Here is an 18,557-nt window from a genome sequence, read left to right as displayed (position 1 = left end):
CAGGTAGTAGAAGACTGAATTGATGGAGTTTTATTGTTTCAATGCTGGATTGTCGCCAGCCAAAACTGACTAACGTTCAAGCAACATAAACCCTGTAGCACTCAAACGCGATCGCTAATTGCTCTTGTGGCTTAGCCAACTATAAGCCACCACATTGCCTGAAACCGATAACTGATAAAGACTTTGAATCTCCGGGATTTCCCAATTAAGTAGAGGGAACCCCGACCAAAAATTGCCTGAATTTGAGCCATGCAGTCAAAACTGTAGTCTATTCGTAGATTAAATACCTCTTGCACGTAGCGAGTCTACCTAAAGAGATAGAAAATACCTTTTTTAACTAAATCATTAGACCACCTCAAGACTGATGTAATTTATATCACCTCCGAGCTAGTTCCACCTCCCCTTCTTGCTCTCTTTGAACCTAAAAAGGGTTCAGAGTTAACGTCAATGTGTAGAGTTTTAAAAAGCAAATTAGTAGAAGTTCTGGACTTTGGCCGATTGGTTGTGGAGCATCCAGTAACCTGATACTCGTAATAGTAAAGGAGATAATATGGCAAGACTACTCACGCCTAACATGCTTGATGCTAAAACACCTCCCGATGTCAATGTCCAGCCGGATGCGCGTGAACCCGTCATAGACCCAACCCTGGGTATCCCTGTTAATATCAACAGACAAGGAACTCCCAAACATCGGCTTGTCACAATTGGTGACTCTTTAACTCATGGCTTTCAAAGTGGAGCAATTTTTAATACCCGACTCTCCTATCCCAATATTATTGCCAGGGAAATGGGCTGGAATCAGTTGCGTTATCCAACTTATGAGGGGCCAGGAGATGGGTTGCCAATCAATCTAGAACATCTAGCCCGACAGCTCGATCAGAAGTTTGGTCTCAACATAGATTGGTGGGAATTCCCCTCGTTTCTCTCGTTTGTACGCAACTACTTGGATGAAGTGGAGGATTACTGGGAACGTGATGCTGGTTCTATTCCACCTGATCCAAAAAGACCGATAAATCACAACTTGGCAGTGTATGGGTGGGATCTGCGGAACACCCTCTCACGGACTGCACAAATTTGCCAACAAGTATTAGAGGAGAATCCGTCTGATGACGATTACCTCAGGCAGGTCGTCGAGTATCATAACGAACGTGCGGCAATCCGGGTTTTGAACTCAGCACGAGATGCCAATGGTAAGGCTCTCACACCACTACAAGCAGCGGCAGCACTGGGCGCTGAAGGCTTGCAAGAAACCAACGACGGGGATGGTATTGAGACGCTGATTGTCCTCATCGGGGCAAATAATGCTTTGGGTAGTGTTCTGACATTCAAAGTTGTCTGGAGCGATACAGGCTATGACAACATGGCAATTAACGATCGCTATACCGTCTGGCGTCCGACTCACTTCCAGGCTGAACTCGACAGGGTTGTTGCAGAAGTTAAGCAAATCCGCGCTCGTCATGTGATTTTTGGAACCGTTCCTCACGTTACCATCGCCCCCTTTGCTCGTGGTATCAATAAAGACCTTGAGGGGAAAAAAGCGGCGGCGGGGTCTCGATACTTTCCCTTCTATACCTTGCCTTGGATTAGCGACGAAGAGTTTGACCCGGACAAGCATCCGCATCTTACAGGTCAGGAGGTAAGAGCAATTGATAGCGCAATTGACCAGTACAACGAATCAATCACAGAGGCAGTACGCAGCAGTCGAAGTGAAGGCAGAGATTGGTATGTGTTTGAAACGGCTGGCTTACTAGACCGCTTGGCATCTCGGCGCTACATTGAAGACCCCTTAGCGAGACCGGATTGGTGGGAAAAAGTTGGGGGTGATTACAAACTGCCGCCTGCTTTGCAAAAGCTTTCTCCTGTACCAAATTCTCGCTTCTTTCGGTCGGGTGCCAATGGTCGCACGGATGGTGGCTTATTCTCCCTAGATGGCATTCATCCCACGACGATTGGCTATGGGATTATGGCTCAGGAATTGATCAAAATCATGCAGCTAGCGGGTGTCAAGTTTTATCATGATGGGACTGAGCGTATTGGGGAGGTTAAAGTTAACTTCGATCGCTTAATTGCTGAGGATACGCTGATTTCTAAACCACCGCGATCGCTCTCAAGTGCTGTGGACTTGATTGGTACGATTGACAAAAACTTCAATATCTTTAGCAGTATGCTCAAGGGAAGTTACTAACTGCGGCTTTTGACCTCACCAGAGCGTCTGGAGAAATATAGCAGTTCTCAGTGAAATGAGGTATCGCTAAAAGCTGCGAAACAGCGCTACTAGTCAGGAAAACAAAAAAGCTGATATAGCGTTTCTCGAATAACTAAGGTACAGAAGACGTTTGCGATTAGTCTACTTAAATGCTGTTGCTGTATTTTATCTATTTGAGAACCGCTATAGCTGACCGCTAACTGCTATAAGAATACTCCGGACAGAATTAGGCAGCAATCGCCCCGTAAAAGCGTAACCACGAGCTTGGCAGTATTTATTGACGAAAGTTGGATCGCGTTCTGCCCATCTCTCTAGAAAAAAAATTGCTCTCCAAATACTGATAGTCGTCCTCCGAGAAATTACAGATAGGGAATATACGGACGTAGAAGCATAGTTAGTGCAGAAAATCCGAGTAATTACTAATGATTTTTGCAAATTACCAATATTTAATGATGTGCATTGGTCATCTCGCGTCCGGTTATATGACAGTTGTATGACCAAGCTATCTATCAGGTGCAACTCGACTCTTATGCCTAAACGCATTAGCATCCAGCCACATTTTGGCTTGGACGAACTTGAAGCCCGTTACCGTCAAGCTATAGACCCAGTTGAAGCCTGTCATTACCAAATTATCTGGTTATTGGCTCAAGGCAGGCTGACTGATGAAGTGGCAGTGGTAACGGGCTACAGTCGTAGCTGGATTTACGAACTTGTCACGGGTTATAACCAACTCGGCTCTGAATCGCTAGGCGACCACCGACATGATAATCCAGGGGCAAAAGCTTTATTGAGTCCCCAGCAGCAAGTCAAACTGTGGCAGGCATTGCAAAGTACAGATCCCTATGGTGAGGCATAGAGGACGCTCTTTCTCTGAACCGCGCCCATCAAGTCCGGTTAAATGCCCTACTCATCTTTAGAAATGGCAGGATTGCTCATGGCTAAATAGCACTAGCCATTGGCTCAGGCGCAAGCCGCAGATATTCGATTACCCAAACAACTTACCTCATCTTGTGGGCTGATCAAGAACACCATTCTTGGTCAACGGGAGTCGTGCGCGAATTTTTCATTTTTCTCTATGTCAAGAAGGAGCAAACGTGAATATGAACGGACTTGCCAAAAAACGTTGGAAGTACGCTCGTCCCCTAATTACAACAGCACTTCTAGTTAGCGGTATTTTCCAGCTAGCGAAGCCAGTCCTAGCCCAGGTAGCAACTCCTGCTCCCCCAGGAACAGAGATCAGCAACACCGCAACTGCCACGTATGAGGACCCTGCCAACCCAGGAGTAGCAATTAACGCAACTTCTAACACGGTTGTCATTCAGATTGCAGAGGTTGCAGGTATCACTGTAACGCCTGCAGACGTTCCTACAACAGACGTGAATGGCGGGACAGTGCAACCAGGTAATATCGTCAACTATGACTTTACCGTTACCAACGTCGGTAACGACCCCACCACAATCTTTATTCCGGGTACAGCAACAGTTACTAATGGTACAGCGGGAACCCTTCAGTACAGTACTGATGGCGTAAACTTTACTGATGTCCCAGCAGCCGGTGTAGCTACACCTTCCATTAATCCTGGGGCTACAGTCATTGTAAGAGTGCCTGTCACCGTTAATCTTAATGCTCAGCCTGAAGACGAAGTTACAGTCGTACTCGGTAACACTGGGCCGAATGACAATAGCGCTGCTACTCAGAACCAACCAGATGCTGATGGCACGGATGGTGCCGATGAAGTCCGCACTATTGACAACGTGGGCACGGCGAATGGTGATGCTAGTCCTGCTGCTCCGGCGAATCGCGAACGTGAAGCTAGTGCATCCCAATCTGTGACGGTGGGAGCGCTAGTGGCGATCCTCAATGCACCAGATAATGCACCTGAGGCTGTAGGACCAGACGGTACTACTGATACTGACTTCACCAATGCGTCTACGACAGTTCCTCCAGGAATCCCTCAGGACACCCCAGCCAATCCTGAACCCAGAACGATTACTAATACCGTTCAGAATAGCTCTACCACAGATCCAGTAATCATTTCGCTGTTGCCCACACCACCAGCAAATCCTGGAGATCTGCCTCTTGGCACAGTGGTCACTATTACAATCCCTACAACAGGAGACATCGCAAGGTACACTTACACGGCGACTGGATTTGAGTTCGTCGAAGGTACGGGTACTAGTGCTACCGATCCGCCCAAACTAACACTCCAACCGAATGGTAGCCCCGATGCTACCGCTGATTATCAGGTAACGATTGACCTACCTGCTAACACACCTCAGTTAACTGGTTACCCAGTTCCGATTACAGCTTTCACCGATACCGATGGCGACGGTCTGCCGACTGCGGGTGAGCCTGCCAACATTACGATTGACCGCCTATTTACAGGCTTCTTGTCGCTAGTGAAAGCAGCGCGGATTCTCGCGGCGGATGGTACCACTGTGATACAGGACTTCACCACAGAAACAGCATTATTGAGCGCTCAAACTGCGCCAGGGAACATCATAGAGTACCGTGTCACCTACGCCAATGTTGCCCCAGCCGTTGATCCAGCAGCTACTGGCAGTATCAACTTAACAACGGCGAATAATCTCGTGATTACAGAGGATGGCACAACAAACGGCAATAACTGGGCACTGGATGGCAACGGCGACGGTGTACTCGACACCATTAATATTCCTGGCACAGCCGCTGACTCTAGCGGTGGAACAATCACAACAACTCCATCTGGTGACGGTGAGGATGTTACCCAGTACGTGGATACCGTAGTCGAAGTTGCACCAGGCGGCACAGGGACATTCACATTTCAACGCCGCCTCCCGTAGGAAACAACCTGAGGACATTGCAACCATGCCGTGTCCTCAAGCCAAGAAGTGTTATTGCATGAATTTTATTTACCGAATCAACAGTTTTGTAGTTTGGAGTTAGAAGCATGAAACGGTTTTATATTGCCGCTCTTGGCGCGATCGCTTTTATTGCAACCATGCCCTTTGTTAGCGGAATGCCTGTACTTGCTCAATTGCAAGAGGCTGGCGAAAACCTAGTTCAAAACATCCAACCCCAACAAGTTGAATTGAACTTGAGCGCACAGAAGAAGCTAGTGGAACTGGATGAGACAGGCAAAGAAAAAGTCACCTGGCAAGCACTGGAAGGTCAAGTTGTAGTTCAACCGGGGGATGTACTGCGCTATACCGTCAGTAGTGAAAATACCAGTGAACGCCCAGCCGAAAACCTGGTCATTACTCAACCCATTCCCCAACGCACTACTTATATCTTGCAATCGGCAAACAGCAATAACGGAGCGACGATGACCTACAGCATCGACAACGCCACTACGTTTGTCGAAAATCCCACCATTCAAGTCACGCTTCCTGATGGCACGGTGGAAATACGACCAGCCCCAGCCGAGGCTTACACCCACATTCGCTGGGACTTTAGCAAGCCTCTCAACCCAGCGACAGCAGCGAGTGCCAGCTATGAAGTGACAGTACGTTAAACAAAGGCAGAAGGCAGAAGGCAAAAAATGTAGTTTACTCAGTGCAAATTGCTATAAATCGCTCCTGCATAAAAGCCCTTTGCCTTCTGCCTTTACTTATTCAACCTGCGAATGCAACCTTCACTGCATAAAAGCTTTTTAAACAACTCACACTAACCGTCAGGTTTTGCCCTGACCCCTTGAGCGCAGCCTAGCTAGCGTCCCGGTTGGCTGTGTTACCCAATCGCTAGCTCATCGCTCATCTACTACTCCAATTGCCATTGGCTGTAGGGTCACTTAGGAGAAAGTTCAGTGGTTCAACCTCAAGCACCCCCCCCCATTCGTTCACGAAAATACCCAGTCCAACGGCTAGCTGCGATCGCTTTAGTTGGTAGTATTTTGCCCGCCCTCACGCCTGCGCTGGCTCAAACTCAAACCGGAACTAAGTCTATCAGTATCAGCAATCAAGCCTCCTATACCTACAGCGACTCAGCCAATGGGCAAACTATTCAGGGGGTTACGGGTCAGATTGTCACGAATTTGGAGTCCCAACAAGATCCACTGGGACGAGTCACAGGTTGCGCCGGAGAAATTTTGGCAAACTACACAGGAATTAGCGTTGGGTTGTACGAGGTTAATCCAAGCGCTCCAACGGGAACCGAGTTAGGAGAAGTTGCGGCACTCACCCAGACAGAACTTCCCGATCTTCCCGGTAACAGTCTTCCTAGAGGAGCCGCTCCCAATACGCAAAATAGTAACCCCTTCTTCCTGACCAACGGTGAGCAGGGAACCTATAACTTCTTGCTCGATCCTCGCCGGGGGCAGTTGGATCAAGGGCGAACCTATATTTTAGTGGTCAATCCTCCCCCAGATTCAATCTATGACCAACGGCAATTTCGCATCGTTATCGGACACCGCAATGGTGAAATTGTTTCGTACACAGCAACGTCCCTAGACGGCAAACCCTTTAGCACCAAAGACGGTAGGGCATCGATCAACGGAACGATCACAATTCGGGAGTCGGATCAAGTCGGACTTGTCGTAGCCATTTTGGACTTGAACACGAGCATTTGCCAAGCCCAAGAAATTCAAATTACGAAAACAGGCGATCGCGCCGCTGCCGAACCCGGAGATACGGTAATTTACCGCCTCTCGATTAGAAACCTGGCTAGCGCCCCCTTAAACAACCTAGTCGTCACTGACACCTTACCCTTGGGATTCCAACTCTTACCAGAATCGGTTCGGAGTGAGCTAGAGGGAACCTTAGTGCCAATCACGACAAGTCAAAATGGCTCAACAGTGACGATGACGGCAGACGGCACAACACTCCCAGTCAGTGAGGGGCAACGGGTGTTGAACATTGTCTATGCCGCACGATTGACACCCGATGCTCTGCGAGGCACAGGTCAAAACTCAGCGATTGTTAACGGGGAACGTGCTGACAATGGTCAGGATGTCAAGGATGGTCCCGTAACGCACCGGATGCGCCTTGGATCGGGAATTCTTTCCGACTGCGGCACTCTCATTGGTCGGGTGTTTGTGGATAAGAATTTTGACGGCGAACAGCAACCTGGAGAGGCAGGAGTTCCCAATGCTGTGATCTTCATGGATGACGGCAACCGAATTACTACCGATGCCAATGGTTTGTTCTCCGTGGCAAATGTGATTTCGGGTTACCGAACGGGGGTTTTAGATCTGACTAGTCTCCCTGGCTACACCCTTGCTCCCAACCTCTATTTCAAAGAACGTAATAGCCCCTCCCGACTCGTACATTTGCAGCCCGGTGGCTTGGGACGAATGAACTTTGCCGTCACCCCCACCTATAAGGAGTCCGACGGCCAATGAAACTGAGACGAAAATTCTTAGAAGCCTTCCTGGTGGCAGCGACGGTTGAAACCTTGGGTATCGTCATGGTTGCTCATCCTGCCCGAACTGAACCCTTAAATCTGGGGCGTGAGAATCAACTCAACACTCCTGAAGCCATTTCTGCTGCTAGTCCTGAGCCTTTGCCGACACCAACAATGGCTCCTGTCACTGGGGAGAAGGCTCAAACTTCGCCAGCCGTTGGGGGAGAAAAAACTTCCTCACCTCAACTAACACCAAGTTCATCGCTAACACAGGAAAGCAAGGGAGCAGAGGAGCAATCTTCACCTTTGCAGCCCGGAACCCTAACATCCCAGACTCAGAGCGCTTCCACTCCTTTAGCAACTGGAGAAGTCAGGATTCTCACACCTACCCCTGGCACAGTACTTGATATTCCCGCCGCAACTGTGATTTTGCAATTTACTGAAGGGAGCGAAGTAAAACTTCAGGTCAATGGGGTAGCGGTAGATCCATCCTTAATTGGACGTACAGAGACAGATAAGACGACTAAACTTGTCACTCAAACCTGGTACGGTGTTGCTCTTCAGGAAGGAGAGAACACTATCACCGCCCAAGCGACAACCAATGGCGTTACCAGTTCACCCAGTTTTGTTACCGCACAGGTGCGGGGGGAACCAACGCAACTGAGAGTGGAAACAGTTGAGGCGCGAATTCCTGCCGATGGACGTTCCACCGCAACGATCCAAGGTCAGTTGTTGGATGCGAATGGCAATCGCTCCAATCGTAATGGAGTTGTCACCCTGGTTACCAATGCTGGTGAATTTGTTGGGACAGATTACGATCGCGATCAAGTTGGCTGGCAAGTGCAGGCACGCCAGGGACAGTTTACAGCAACCTTGCAATCCCACCTGAAGGCGCAAACGGTAAGAATTCGGGCAACTGCTGGCGAGTTGGAAGCGTTTACCCAACTTCAGTTTGAGACAAGTCTGCGTCCCTCCCTCATGTCTGGCGTAATCAATCTGCGCTTGGGACAACGGGGGACGGATTATTACGGGAGTTTTCGTGACTTCCTACCTGCTGATGGTGACAACAGTACTCAACTAGACTTTAGTACGTCGGTTTTTGCGACTGGGGCAATTGGAGAGTGGTTATTTACTGGCGCTTATAACAGCGATCGCACCCTAAACCAAAGCTGTGATGGAGTCAATCGCCTCTATCAAGATGTCCAGTTTTGCGATAGCGAAGCGCTGCTGCGAAGCGCAGATCGCAACTATCCAGTCTATGGCGATAGTTCCACTGTTGAAAGCACTACCCCGTCGCAAGATAGCTTGTTCTTGCGTTTTGAGCGGTCTTCGCGCATCCCCAATGCCGATCCCGATTACGCCATGTGGGGAGACTACGACACCGAAGAGTTTGCCACAGCATCACAGCAGTTTACCGCCACCACACGCCAACTCCACGGCTTTAAAGGCAATTACAACCTAGGAAATCTACAAGTCACAGCCTTTTATGGCGATAACGTTGAGGGATTTCAACGGGATACCATCCCGCCTGATGGTACCAGTGGTTACTACTTCCTGTCCCAACGGTTACTGGTGCCTGGTAGTGAAAATGTGTTTGTTGAGTTAGAAGAACTGACTCGTCCAGGTACAGTCCTGGAGCGCAAACAACTCAACCGGGGGCCAGATTATGAGATTGATTATGATCGCGGCACCTTATTGTTCCGCCAACCCTTTCTTCGCACCCAAGTTAGCGAGACGGGAGAGGTTTTGGTGCGGCGGATTGTAGTCACGTATCAGTATGAAAGCGAAGGTTCTGACAATAATATCTACGGCGGTCGAGTTCGCTACCACTTGTCACGGGAACTCAATCAAGAAAGTTGGATTGGGGCAACTTACTTAAACGAAAATCAAGGGGTTCGCGACTTTGAACTGTATGGTGCTGATGCGTACATCTCCCTCGGTTCAGATACTCACCTAATTGCAGAATACGCCCATTCCAGCAATGATTCTGAAGTTTTAGGGTTCGTTGAGGGTTCCGCCTACCGTTTTGAAGCCCAAGTAAAGATTGCACAAGGAATTCAGGGTCGTGCCTATTATCGTGATGCTGATAGCGGCTTTGCCAATAATGCCACGGTTAGTTTTGTCCCTGGTCAACGGCGGTATGGGGCAAACGTCACCGCCCAAGTCTCACCCACAACCAATGTGCGTGTGCAATATGACCACGAGGACAATCAAGGGATTGCCCCACGACCGCTCAACACGTTTGAGGATTTATTTACCTCGCGTCTAGAACCCCTTCCCGGTAGTGTTGTTGATAATTCGCTGACTACGATTTCAGCAGGAATTGAGCAGCGAATTGGCAGTGCCAGGTTAGAGGTGGATTGGCTGCATCGCGATCGTGAAGATCGACTGCCCAACAGTCCCTTAAGCAGCAACTCTGATCAGTTGCGATCGCGTTTCACCTTGCCCCTCACCTCCAACCTGACCTTTCTGGCACAAAATGAACTCACCCTCTCCTCAGATGTCGATACCGTTTATCCCGATCGCACCATCTTGGGGTTGGACTGGGCTGTGTTGCCAGATGTTCATGTCCGTCTGGCGCAGCAGTTTTACACTCGTGGTCAGTTTGAGGGAAATGCGATCACCAGTCTAGAGGTAGCGGGTTCGCACGACCTAAGTGAAAATACCGCCATCACCGGACGTTACTCAATTTTGGGTGGGGCAAACGAAATTACAAATCAAGGCGCGGTTGGTTTGAACCATACCTTCAGACTGACCCCTGGATTGCGCCTGAATCTCGCCTACGAATACGTCTTTGGTGACTTCGTTGGTCGCACGGCTGCCGGAACTCGGTTTTTTCAACCTTATACTGTTGGGCAATCGGCTGCGGTTCTCGGCTTTGGGTCGGGAGATAGCTACAGCATTGGGATAGAGTACACCGATGATCCAGCGTTCCATGCCAGCGCCCGCTACGAACATCGCACCTCCTCTAGTGGCTCCAATACCGTTATTTCAGCATCAGCGACGGGAAAAATCTCCCCAGCACTCACGGCGTTGTTCCGCTATAACCAAGCCAACTCGTCCAATCAAGTGCTGCGGGGACTGGGAGATACAGCTAACCTCCGTTTCGGTTTAGCCTACCGCGACCCCAACAAGGATAGTTTCAACGCCTTAGTGCGCTATGAATACCGCAAAAATCCCTCAATTATTCCCGAAACAATTTTGGAGGGCAGTGGTACGGGTTCACGGGAACATCTTTTAGCCCTGGAATTGCTCTACGCCCCTAACTGGCGCTGGGAGTTCTACGGCAAGTATGCCATTCGCAACAGCACCTCTTACTTAGCGGAGGATTTAGTCGGTACTAGCAGCCTTTCTTTAGCACAACTACGAGCTAGTTACCGCTTGGGATACTCCTGGGATTTAACGGGTGAAGCTCGTTGGATTAATCAGCCCTCTGCTGGCTATAGCGAGACAGGCTTTCTCCTTGAACTCGGCTACTACCTTACTCCCAATCTCCGCTTATCGGCAGGATATGCCTTTGGTGAAGTGGATGACCGTGATTTCAGTGGTTCCCGCTCGGCAGGCGGCCCCTATTTTGGCTTGACGGTTAAGCTCAATGGACTCTTTGACGGCTTCGGACATCAAGAGATTGCTCCGCCACAAGAACAGGAATCGCGTGTGGAACCCGTTGCCAACCAATCAGCGGAAAAAAATCTATGAAATTTCGGCAATTTAGCTACCTCAAATTCCTATGCCTCGCGACGTTTTTCCTGCGTGTATTGTCCCTAAGAGCGATCGCTCAAACCGTCACGATCTCACCTGCTGCTGGTCAAGTTGTGATCAACGAGGTGCTGTACGCGCAAACAGGTGCAGGTTCCCCCGGAAATGATGAGTTCATTGAACTTTACAACGCCTCTTCATCCCCTGTAGACCTAAGTGGTTGGCGATTGGCTGACGGTAATCTCATCGCCAATAGTACAGATGGCATTGGCAGCATTACTGGCAATACGGGTAACCCAGCTTATTTATTTCCGAGCGGTACAACTTTGCCACCTGGACGATATTCTGTTATTTGGATTGGCGATAATACACCAAACCATCAAGCTATCAACGCAGTGTTTCAAACCTGGTTGGGACAATCGGCAAAGCTGAACAACACGGGGGATGATGTCTGGCTTTACGATAGTCAGCAACGCATCGTTGACTATATTGCCTACGGCTCAGGCACTGCCATCAACACACCGCCACCTGCCTCACTAAACCTCTGGAACTCCAGCTTTCAGTCTTCTCTAGCGGGTGCTACTGCTGGTCAGTCGATCAGCCTCACCCCCAATGGACAAGATAGCAATACCAGTGCTTGCTGGGAAAGAACCACCAGTGGAAACGCTAACGGACGATGCCCTGGCGCTTTACCAACTTTAGATACAGATGCAGTGGCAAGCCGCATTACAACAGTTGGGCCTAACAATAATAGTCTACCTACATCTCCATCCCGCCTGCGCTTAGTCAAGCGGATTACGAGAATTAACGGTACAGATATTACAGGTTTTGTAGACAATCCAGGCGATGCAAACGACGATACTACAGTGAACTGGCCCACACCGTTCGCGAATTATCTACGTGGGGCAATTGATGGGGGCTTGGTTCAGCCTGGAGATGAAGTGGAGTACACAATCTACTTCTTATCGGATGGGGGGAAAGCCGCCAGCAATGTGAAAATTTGCGACCTCATCCCTGCCAACACCACCTTTATTCCTAATACCTTCAATAACTTAACGCCCACAGATGGTGGTACTGCAGGAGCCGAGCAAGGTATTGCCCTCGCCCTGAGTACAACTAACCTTCCCACAACTCCAACGGCTTATCTAACTAATGTTGCTGATGCTGACCGAGGACAAATTTTCACGCCCGGAACTATACCTGCTGGACTCTGTGCCAGCGGCGCTACCAATGGGGCTGTGGTTGTGAATGTGGTGACGAACCCAACCACGTTACCGAATGCCACTGCCCCAGGTACTCCCGCTAATTCCTATGGCTTCATTCGCTTTCGTGCCAGAGTGAACTAGACCTTATCTCTTGAGTGCGACACACAGCGTTGAGCGCATTTTCTAAAAACTTAAATTAACTAATAAGAAGCTGTTCACGGACGTACAGAACAACTCACAACGTGCGATCGCGCTTTTAGTGAACCGTTGTGATGGTAGTGTAATCTCAAGGAAGGCTTTCCCCTTGACCATTGGTCGTGAGCTGAGTAACAGTCTTGTCCTTACTCACCGTCAGATCACAACGATTGGCTCAGTACCAACAATACAAGCTCCTGGAAGTGTGATTAAGATTGGTGGTGTTGAGTGGTATGTGTGAACGTAACTAGAACTCTAATTCGATGCTGCAAGCAATATCTTCTCTGACGCTGGCGTTTCAATTTGCTTCTCCAGGACCGATTTTGTTTGAACTAGGGCCATTCGCAATCCGCTGGTATGGTCTGTTGATTGCCTCGGCGGTGTTGATTGGAGTCAGTCTTTCTCAAGACTTAGCGAAGCGCCGTAATGTTAACCCAGACCTCTTGGGTGACCTCGCAATCTGGTTAGTACTCTCGGCAATTCCGGCGGCTAGACTTTACTACGTGCTGTTTGAGTGGGAGCAATACTCTAAGCGCCCTGACCAAATTATTGCGATTTGGAATGGTGGGATTGCGATTCATGGAGCAATCATCGGTGGTACTCTGGCGGCACTGATTTTTGCGCGACTTAAGAAAGTCTCGATTTGGCAGTTAGCCGATCTTGTCGTGCCTTCCCTAATTCTGGGTCAAGCAATTGGGCGTTGGGGTAATTTCTTCAATTCTGAAGCTTTTGGTCGTCCGACAAATATGCCTTGGAAGCTATACATTCCACCACAGCAGCGCCCCCTAGAGTTCATCAATTTTGAGTATTTCCATCCTACCTTCCTCTACGAATCCCTATGGAATTTGATGGTTTTCGGGATACTGATGACGTTGTTCTTTAGGGATTTAAAAAAGCGATCGCATCTGAAGGTAGGAACGCTAGCCCTGATTTATATGGTTGCCTATAGTGCGGGTCGAGTCTGGATTGAGGGATTTCGGACGGATAGCTTGATGATTGGTCCACTACGAATTGCTCAAATTGTGAGCTTAAGTGCAATCGCTTTGGGGCTGATTGGTCTAGCGTGGCTGTATCTCTTGCGCCGTCCCCTACCGGATGTTGTTCCTCCTGAAGAACAACGATGGGATTATCGTTCTGATTAGACTCCATGCGAGTAGAGCGCACTAACATTACGATGAAAATCTCTCTCCCCTACCACCTACCACCTACAACCTAACCCCTAACACCTAATCTCTAGAAGAGTGAAGACATCGAGAGAAAAAGAAAAAAAAGCCCTAGAGTTAAACTCTAGAGCTGAACCAGGGTGCATCTACCATTTCTTATTTCTTAAGAAATAGAGTGAATCCGGAATAATTTTGCTAATTTAGAAACTTTTCTGGGCAAGCTGCCTTTATCTATGTCTCACCCTACTGAATCTACACAGCTTAGAAACTCCCTCCCTCCTTTAGCACCAGCCGTTTATATTGTTGGTGCAGGCCCTGGCGACCCAGATTTATTGACAGTTAAGGCACAGAAAATTCTCCAACGGGCGGATGTGATTGTATTTGCTGACTCGCTGGTGCCGCAGCAGATTTTGCAGGAGGTTCGTCCCGATGCAGAAATTGTTCGCACTGGCAATAAGACTCTAGAAGAGATTTTGCCACTGATGATTTCGCGAGTGCGATCGCATAAATCTGTAGTTCGTCTCCATTCGGGTGACTTGAGTCTCTACAGTGCCATCCACGAGCAAATGCAAGTCCTTGCAGAAGCGGAAGTTCCCTTTGAACTCATCCCAGGTATCAGCGCCTTCCAAGCTGCTGCTGCAAAACTTGGAGTTGAGCTAACGGTTCCCGGATTGGTACAGACAATCGTCCTTACCCGCATTAGTGGTCGTGCCTCAGCCGTCCCAGAGTCGGAAGAATTAGCGTCTCTGGCAGCCCATCAAGCCAGTCTATGCCTGTACCTCGCTGCACGTCATGTTGAAGAGGCACAAGCGAAATTATTAGAACACTACCCAGCCGATACCCCTGTAGCCGTCTGCTTCCGGATTGGTTGGCCAGATGAACAAATTTGGCTGGTTCCCCTCACCGAAATGGCAGCCGTGACTCAACAGGAGAATCTAATTCGGACAACACTTTATGTAGTGAGTCCAGCCTTAAAGGCAGTAGGAAAGACAGAGTTTCCAGGCTTGGAAGTTAGCGCAACAGCACCTTCAGAACTAGGACAACGGCAAAGTATGGGAGAAGCGCGATCGCGTCTCTATCACCCCGAACACTCCCATCTTTTCCGCCCCTCTCGTCCAGTCTCCTAAGCTGGAAATAGGGTGAACAAGAAAATCCATGAATCCAACAACTTGCCCAAAATGTGGGGGAAGCTTAGAGCAAGTCATCTGTGCCGGGATTGAAGTCGATCGTTGCCTCTACTGTAAAGGAATTTGGTTTGATTCCCTAGAGGCAGAAAAGCTCAAAGCTGTGAAAGGTTCTGAACACTTTTTGGATATTGGCGACCCGGCAACAGGTAGTCAGCTCGATAAAATCACTGAAGATATTAACTGCCCTCGGTGTAACGCGAGAATGACTCGTATGGTTGATATTGACCAGCACTGTATCTGGTACGAAAAATGTCCAGCCTGCAACGGTGTCTGGTTTGATGCAGGTGAGTTTAAGAACTTTAAGCACAACTTCAATCGCGAAGGCATCCTAAATCAAGCCTGGAATGTTTTTCGACGAAAAAGCTAGTCAATGGCGCTAATTTATCAAACTGGAGAACTGGGATTTCTATGAAGGTTGATAAACTGATGCAGTGTAGGACATTTACAAGTAGGTAGACCCTTGCTAGACGAACAAGCGAAGAAAACAATGTTACGCAATATTCCCCACGGAATCTATATTTGCGGTGTTAAGGATGGAGAAAACGTTAACGGTTTTACGATTAGTTGGTTAATGCAATCGTCGTTTAAACCCCCACAAGTCGTCAATTGCGTCAACAAAAACCATACGTCCCACGCCATGATCAAAAATAGTGGGGTTTTTGCCGTCAGCTTCCTGGAGAAGGAACAGAAAGATTTGGCTCAGAAATTCTTTCAGCCACTGCGTCGCGTTGGCAATCGGTTTGAGGATGTGGAATTTTATACAGGAGAAACTGGCTGTCCAATCATCTCCGACTCACTCGGTTATATAGAGTGCCAGGTAGTGGGTTCAGTGGAACAAGGCGATCACACGGTATTTGTTGGTGAAGTTATCGCCTCAGGCATCCACCGGGAGGGCAAACAAATCTTACTAGAAGACACTGGCTGGCAATATGGCGGGTAGGGTATTACGGCTAATTGTTAGTCCTTTATAGACATTTTTCCTACTAACAACCAACAACTAACAACCAACAACTAACAACAATATGCCGTTGATTAAAGTACAAACATCTGTCGCGATCCCAGCACCAACTGCTGTCGAAGGATTGCTTAAAATTCTCTCTGCTAAGCTGGCAACGCACCTGGGTAAGCCAGAGTCATATGTGATGACGGCTTTTGAGCCAGAGGTGGCAATGACGTTCGCGGGTACAGTTGAGCCAGTCTGCTACATTGAGGTCAAAAGCATCGGTAGCATGAGTCCGGCGCAAACCAAAGCGATGAGTCAGGACTTTTGTCAGGTGGTAAACGAAAAGCTCGGTGTACCAATTAATCGAGTTTATATTGAGTTTGCTGATGCTAAGGCATCGTTGTGGGGCTGGAATGGCTCAACGTTTGGCTAAGAAAGTTTATGCAAGCTGAGCGTACCGTTTTCTTGTTGGTTGTGCTTTGTCTTGCAGATTCTAATTAGGTGGGGGTGTATTGCCGTACACCCCTATCAGTCTTAACTTCTGGCACTTGTGGGTGGGCAATAGCTTCTTAAAGGAGAGAGGTTTGAGTTGATTCTGAATTCTTACGATGCGATCGCTTCTAGTCGGCATAACCTCTAAGATAATTCTCACAGGATTCTTGAAACTAGCTGCACTATGCCACCTGAGTTTAACTTTTTTCAGCATTGGTATCCTCTCTCACCTGTCGAAGACCTTGATCCAAAACGACCAACCCCTGTTACTCTTTTAGGACTTCGCTTAGTCATTTGGAAGCCTAGTTCATCTGAGACTTATCGAGCGTTTTTAGATCAATGCCCTCATCGACTTGCCCCCTTAAGTGAGGGACGAGTGGATGAGAAGACGGGTAATCTCATGTGTAGCTATCATGGCTGGCAGTTTGATGAGCAAGGCACCTGTACAAAGGTTCCCCAGGCAGAAAATCCACAACTCGTTGCTAATCAACAAAAAAACTTGTGTGCGATTGCACTACCTTGTTGCCAGGAAAATGATTTGCTTTGGGTTTGGTTAGATACCAACTCCGCAGAACTCGCTGCTGCTACACCCCGACCAATCTCCCCTAAAGTGGATGCCAGTAAAGGGTTTGTCTGGTCTTCTTTTGTGCGCGACTTAGACTATGACTGGCAAACGCTGGTTGAGAATGTAGCCGATCCGAGCCATGTTCCCTTTGCTCATCATGGAATACAGGGAAATCGAGAACGGGCGACACCAATTTTGCTCAAAATTGAGCAATCAACACTCAATTTAATTGAAGCTACTACCCCCGGACGATTCAGCACAACAATTACCTTTGAACCTCCTTGCCGCTTGGAATATGCAATCAGTTTTGGCGATAAGGGAAAGGAACTTGGATTGGTTACCTACTGTATTCCTGTGGCTCCAGGTAAATCAAGGATCGTCGCTCAATTTCCCCGTAACTTTGCCAAAACCGTTTTTCAGCTAACGCCTCGCTGGTGGGATCACATCAATAATCGCAATCTGGTACTTGAGGGAGATATGATTTTGCTCCAGCAGCAAGAGTATTTTCTGCAACAGCGACAACAGGTTGAAAGCTGGAAAACTGCCTACAAACTACCTACAAGTGCCGATCGCTTAGTCATTGAGTTTCGGAATTGGTTTGATAAGTACTGCGAAGGAAAGCTACCGTGGCGCGAAGTTGGGCTTAGTACTCCAGATACAAGGAAACTTAACGATAACCGTGAGGAAGTGCTAGATCGCTATAAACAACACACCCAGCATTGCAGTAGCTGTCGAGGTGCATTGAAAAGGGTACAGCGTTTGCAGAAAGTGCTTTTAGGGTACTTTGTTCTGACGATTTCAGGAGTTGCCTTAATGCCAGATGCACTGCGCCTCAGTTTAGGTTTACCCTTAATGACTGTGGCACTCTTGGGTTTAGCGGCGTTTACTTGGCTCAAAATTTGGCTGGAGCCGAGATTTTACTTCGTTGACTATATTCACGCTGAGCGATAGTACCAATGAGTGCGATCGCGTTCTATCGGAAATCCTCATCAACATTACCCTATCTTCAAATCTTCTGAACCTAGAGATGAAAAAGAGTAGGTTCAGATCGCTACACTTGCTCTGGATCAATCCCTAGTTCTCGCAACCGCTCTGCTAACCGTTGTGTTCGTTGCCGCTCCTGCTCAGCAGCCTCATCAGGCATAAGAAATCTAGTACCTTCAGAGTCGTACCAGTACAACCACTCCCGCTGACACCTGTCATAAGTACCAATCTCTGGCCCAATTCCTAAGCCAATTTCTGGCATCCAGACAGGTTCCCCCAGTTGACGTTGATAAACTCCCTCTACTAAGCGATAAACTTCAAACGAGTCATGCTTATCGCGACAGCAGTAGTCAGGGTTGTAGATGACAGAGTAAAGTACCCCTAATTTGGCATAATCCGTCATTTTTTCGTCATATTCTCCACCATAGGTTTTGGAAACGACTTCTAATACCAAAATGGGGACAATATAGTTTTCTTCCCAGACAACGTAACTGGGTCGTAGCTTCCCTGCTTTTAGCCGCTCTACTCCTAAACTGAGGAAGCCATTGGGAATTGGGAATTGGGAATTGGGAATTGGGAATTGGGAATTGGGAATTGGG

The 18,557-nt window shown here is 48.4% G+C and carries 15 protein-coding genes; 14 read left to right on the top strand and 1 reads right to left on the bottom strand.

What is annotated here, in order from left to right; all coding sequences use genetic code 11:
• Nucleotides 1-550: 550 nt before the first annotated feature.
• From AC5JL3_RS21740 to AC5JL3_RS21675, 14 genes are all read left to right on the top strand, one after another.
• Nucleotides 551-2,185, top strand: a complete 1,635-nt coding sequence (locus tag AC5JL3_RS21740; RefSeq protein WP_496076465.1) for a hypothetical protein — start codon at nt 551-553, stop codon at nt 2,183-2,185.
• Nucleotides 2,186-2,735: 550 nt separating this feature from the next.
• The gene (locus AC5JL3_RS21735; RefSeq protein ID WP_496076464.1) at nt 2,736-3,062 is read left to right on the top strand and encodes a helix-turn-helix domain-containing protein; all 327 of its coding nucleotides are present in this window, start codon (nt 2,736-2,738) and stop codon (nt 3,060-3,062) included.
• A 244-nt stretch (nt 3,063-3,306) separates the two neighbouring features.
• Nucleotides 3,307-5,028: a hypothetical protein gene (locus AC5JL3_RS21730; protein WP_496076463.1), complete on the top strand. Its 1,722-nt coding sequence runs from the start codon at nt 3,307-3,309 to the stop codon at nt 5,026-5,028.
• Nucleotides 5,029-5,135: 107 nt separating this feature from the next.
• Entirely contained in the window at nt 5,136-5,699 is a 564-nt protein-coding gene (locus AC5JL3_RS21725; RefSeq protein WP_496076462.1) for a hypothetical protein, read from the top strand.
• Nucleotides 5,700-5,990: 291 nt separating this feature from the next.
• Entirely contained in the window at nt 5,991-7,523 is a 1,533-nt protein-coding gene (locus tag AC5JL3_RS21720) for a hypothetical protein (protein ID WP_496076461.1), read from the top strand.
• Nucleotides 7,520-11,224: a TonB-dependent receptor gene (locus tag AC5JL3_RS21715; protein ID WP_496076460.1), complete on the top strand. Its 3,705-nt coding sequence runs from the start codon at nt 7,520-7,522 to the stop codon at nt 11,222-11,224. Before AC5JL3_RS21720 ends, AC5JL3_RS21715 begins: the two co-directional genes overlap by 4 nt.
• The gene (locus AC5JL3_RS21710) at nt 11,221-12,570 is read left to right on the top strand and encodes a lamin tail domain-containing protein (protein WP_496076459.1); all 1,350 of its coding nucleotides are present in this window, start codon (nt 11,221-11,223) and stop codon (nt 12,568-12,570) included. Before AC5JL3_RS21715 ends, AC5JL3_RS21710 begins: the two co-directional genes overlap by 4 nt.
• A 163-nt stretch (nt 12,571-12,733) precedes the next feature.
• On the top strand, nt 12,734-12,865 hold the full coding sequence (locus tag AC5JL3_RS21705) for a hypothetical protein (protein WP_496076458.1): 132 nt from the start codon (nt 12,734-12,736) through the stop codon (nt 12,863-12,865).
• Nucleotides 12,866-12,887: 22 nt separating this feature from the next.
• On the top strand, nt 12,888-13,766 hold the full coding sequence (gene lgt, locus AC5JL3_RS21700; RefSeq protein WP_496076457.1) for a prolipoprotein diacylglyceryl transferase: 879 nt from the start codon (nt 12,888-12,890) through the stop codon (nt 13,764-13,766).
• 254 nt (nt 13,767-14,020) lie between these two features.
• A complete protein-coding gene (gene cobM / locus AC5JL3_RS21695; RefSeq protein WP_496076456.1) occupies nt 14,021-14,914 on the top strand; it encodes a precorrin-4 C(11)-methyltransferase in 894 nt (297 codons plus the stop codon).
• A gap of 28 nt (nt 14,915-14,942) precedes the next feature.
• Nucleotides 14,943-15,341 carry a zf-TFIIB domain-containing protein gene (locus tag AC5JL3_RS21690; RefSeq protein ID WP_496076455.1) on the top strand — a complete coding sequence of 133 codons (399 nt, stop codon included), beginning with the start codon at nt 14,943-14,945 and terminating at the stop codon, nt 15,339-15,341.
• A gap of 93 nt (nt 15,342-15,434) precedes the next feature.
• Nucleotides 15,435-15,914 (top strand): flavin reductase family protein, encoded by a 480-nt coding sequence (locus tag AC5JL3_RS21685; protein WP_496076454.1) that lies wholly within the window; start codon nt 15,435-15,437, stop codon nt 15,912-15,914.
• Nucleotides 15,915-15,996: 82 nt separating this feature from the next.
• Nucleotides 15,997-16,350, top strand: a complete 354-nt coding sequence (locus AC5JL3_RS21680) for a phenylpyruvate tautomerase MIF-related protein (protein ID WP_496076453.1) — start codon at nt 15,997-15,999, stop codon at nt 16,348-16,350.
• Between the two features lie 243 nt (nt 16,351-16,593).
• Nucleotides 16,594-17,925, top strand: coding sequence for an aromatic ring-hydroxylating dioxygenase subunit alpha (locus tag AC5JL3_RS21675; protein WP_496076452.1), 1,332 nt, complete (start codon nt 16,594-16,596; stop codon nt 17,923-17,925).
• A gap of 100 nt (nt 17,926-18,025) precedes the next feature.
• Here AC5JL3_RS21675 and AC5JL3_RS21670 read toward each other — a convergent pair.
• A partial coding sequence (locus AC5JL3_RS21670) for a Uma2 family endonuclease (RefSeq protein WP_496076451.1) occupies nt 18,026-18,557 on the bottom strand: 532 nt, incomplete at its 5' end.

Source organism: Symplocastrum torsivum, assembly GCF_059505465.1.
Note: the sequence above shows the minus strand (reverse complement) of the source record. Positions and strands in the feature narration are given on the sequence as shown.

Coding starts and splice junctions, on each gene's coding strand:
- AC5JL3_RS21740 (WP_496076465.1), top strand. CDS start 551: ATGGCAAGACTACTCACGCCTAACATGCTTGATGCTAAAACACCTCCC.
- AC5JL3_RS21735 (WP_496076464.1), top strand. CDS start 2,736: ATGCCTAAACGCATTAGCATCCAGCCACATTTTGGCTTGGACGAACTT.
- AC5JL3_RS21730 (WP_496076463.1), top strand. CDS start 3,307: ATGAACGGACTTGCCAAAAAACGTTGGAAGTACGCTCGTCCCCTAATT.
- AC5JL3_RS21725 (WP_496076462.1), top strand. CDS start 5,136: ATGAAACGGTTTTATATTGCCGCTCTTGGCGCGATCGCTTTTATTGCA.
- AC5JL3_RS21715 (WP_496076460.1), top strand. CDS start 7,520: ATGAAACTGAGACGAAAATTCTTAGAAGCCTTCCTGGTGGCAGCGACG.
- AC5JL3_RS21710 (WP_496076459.1), top strand. CDS start 11,221: ATGAAATTTCGGCAATTTAGCTACCTCAAATTCCTATGCCTCGCGACG.
- lgt (WP_496076457.1), top strand. CDS start 12,888: ATGCTGCAAGCAATATCTTCTCTGACGCTGGCGTTTCAATTTGCTTCT.
- cobM (WP_496076456.1), top strand. CDS start 14,021: ATGTCTCACCCTACTGAATCTACACAGCTTAGAAACTCCCTCCCTCCT.
- AC5JL3_RS21690 (WP_496076455.1), top strand. CDS start 14,943: ATGAATCCAACAACTTGCCCAAAATGTGGGGGAAGCTTAGAGCAAGTC.
- AC5JL3_RS21680 (WP_496076453.1), top strand. CDS start 15,997: ATGCCGTTGATTAAAGTACAAACATCTGTCGCGATCCCAGCACCAACT.
- AC5JL3_RS21675 (WP_496076452.1), top strand. CDS start 16,594: ATGCCACCTGAGTTTAACTTTTTTCAGCATTGGTATCCTCTCTCACCT.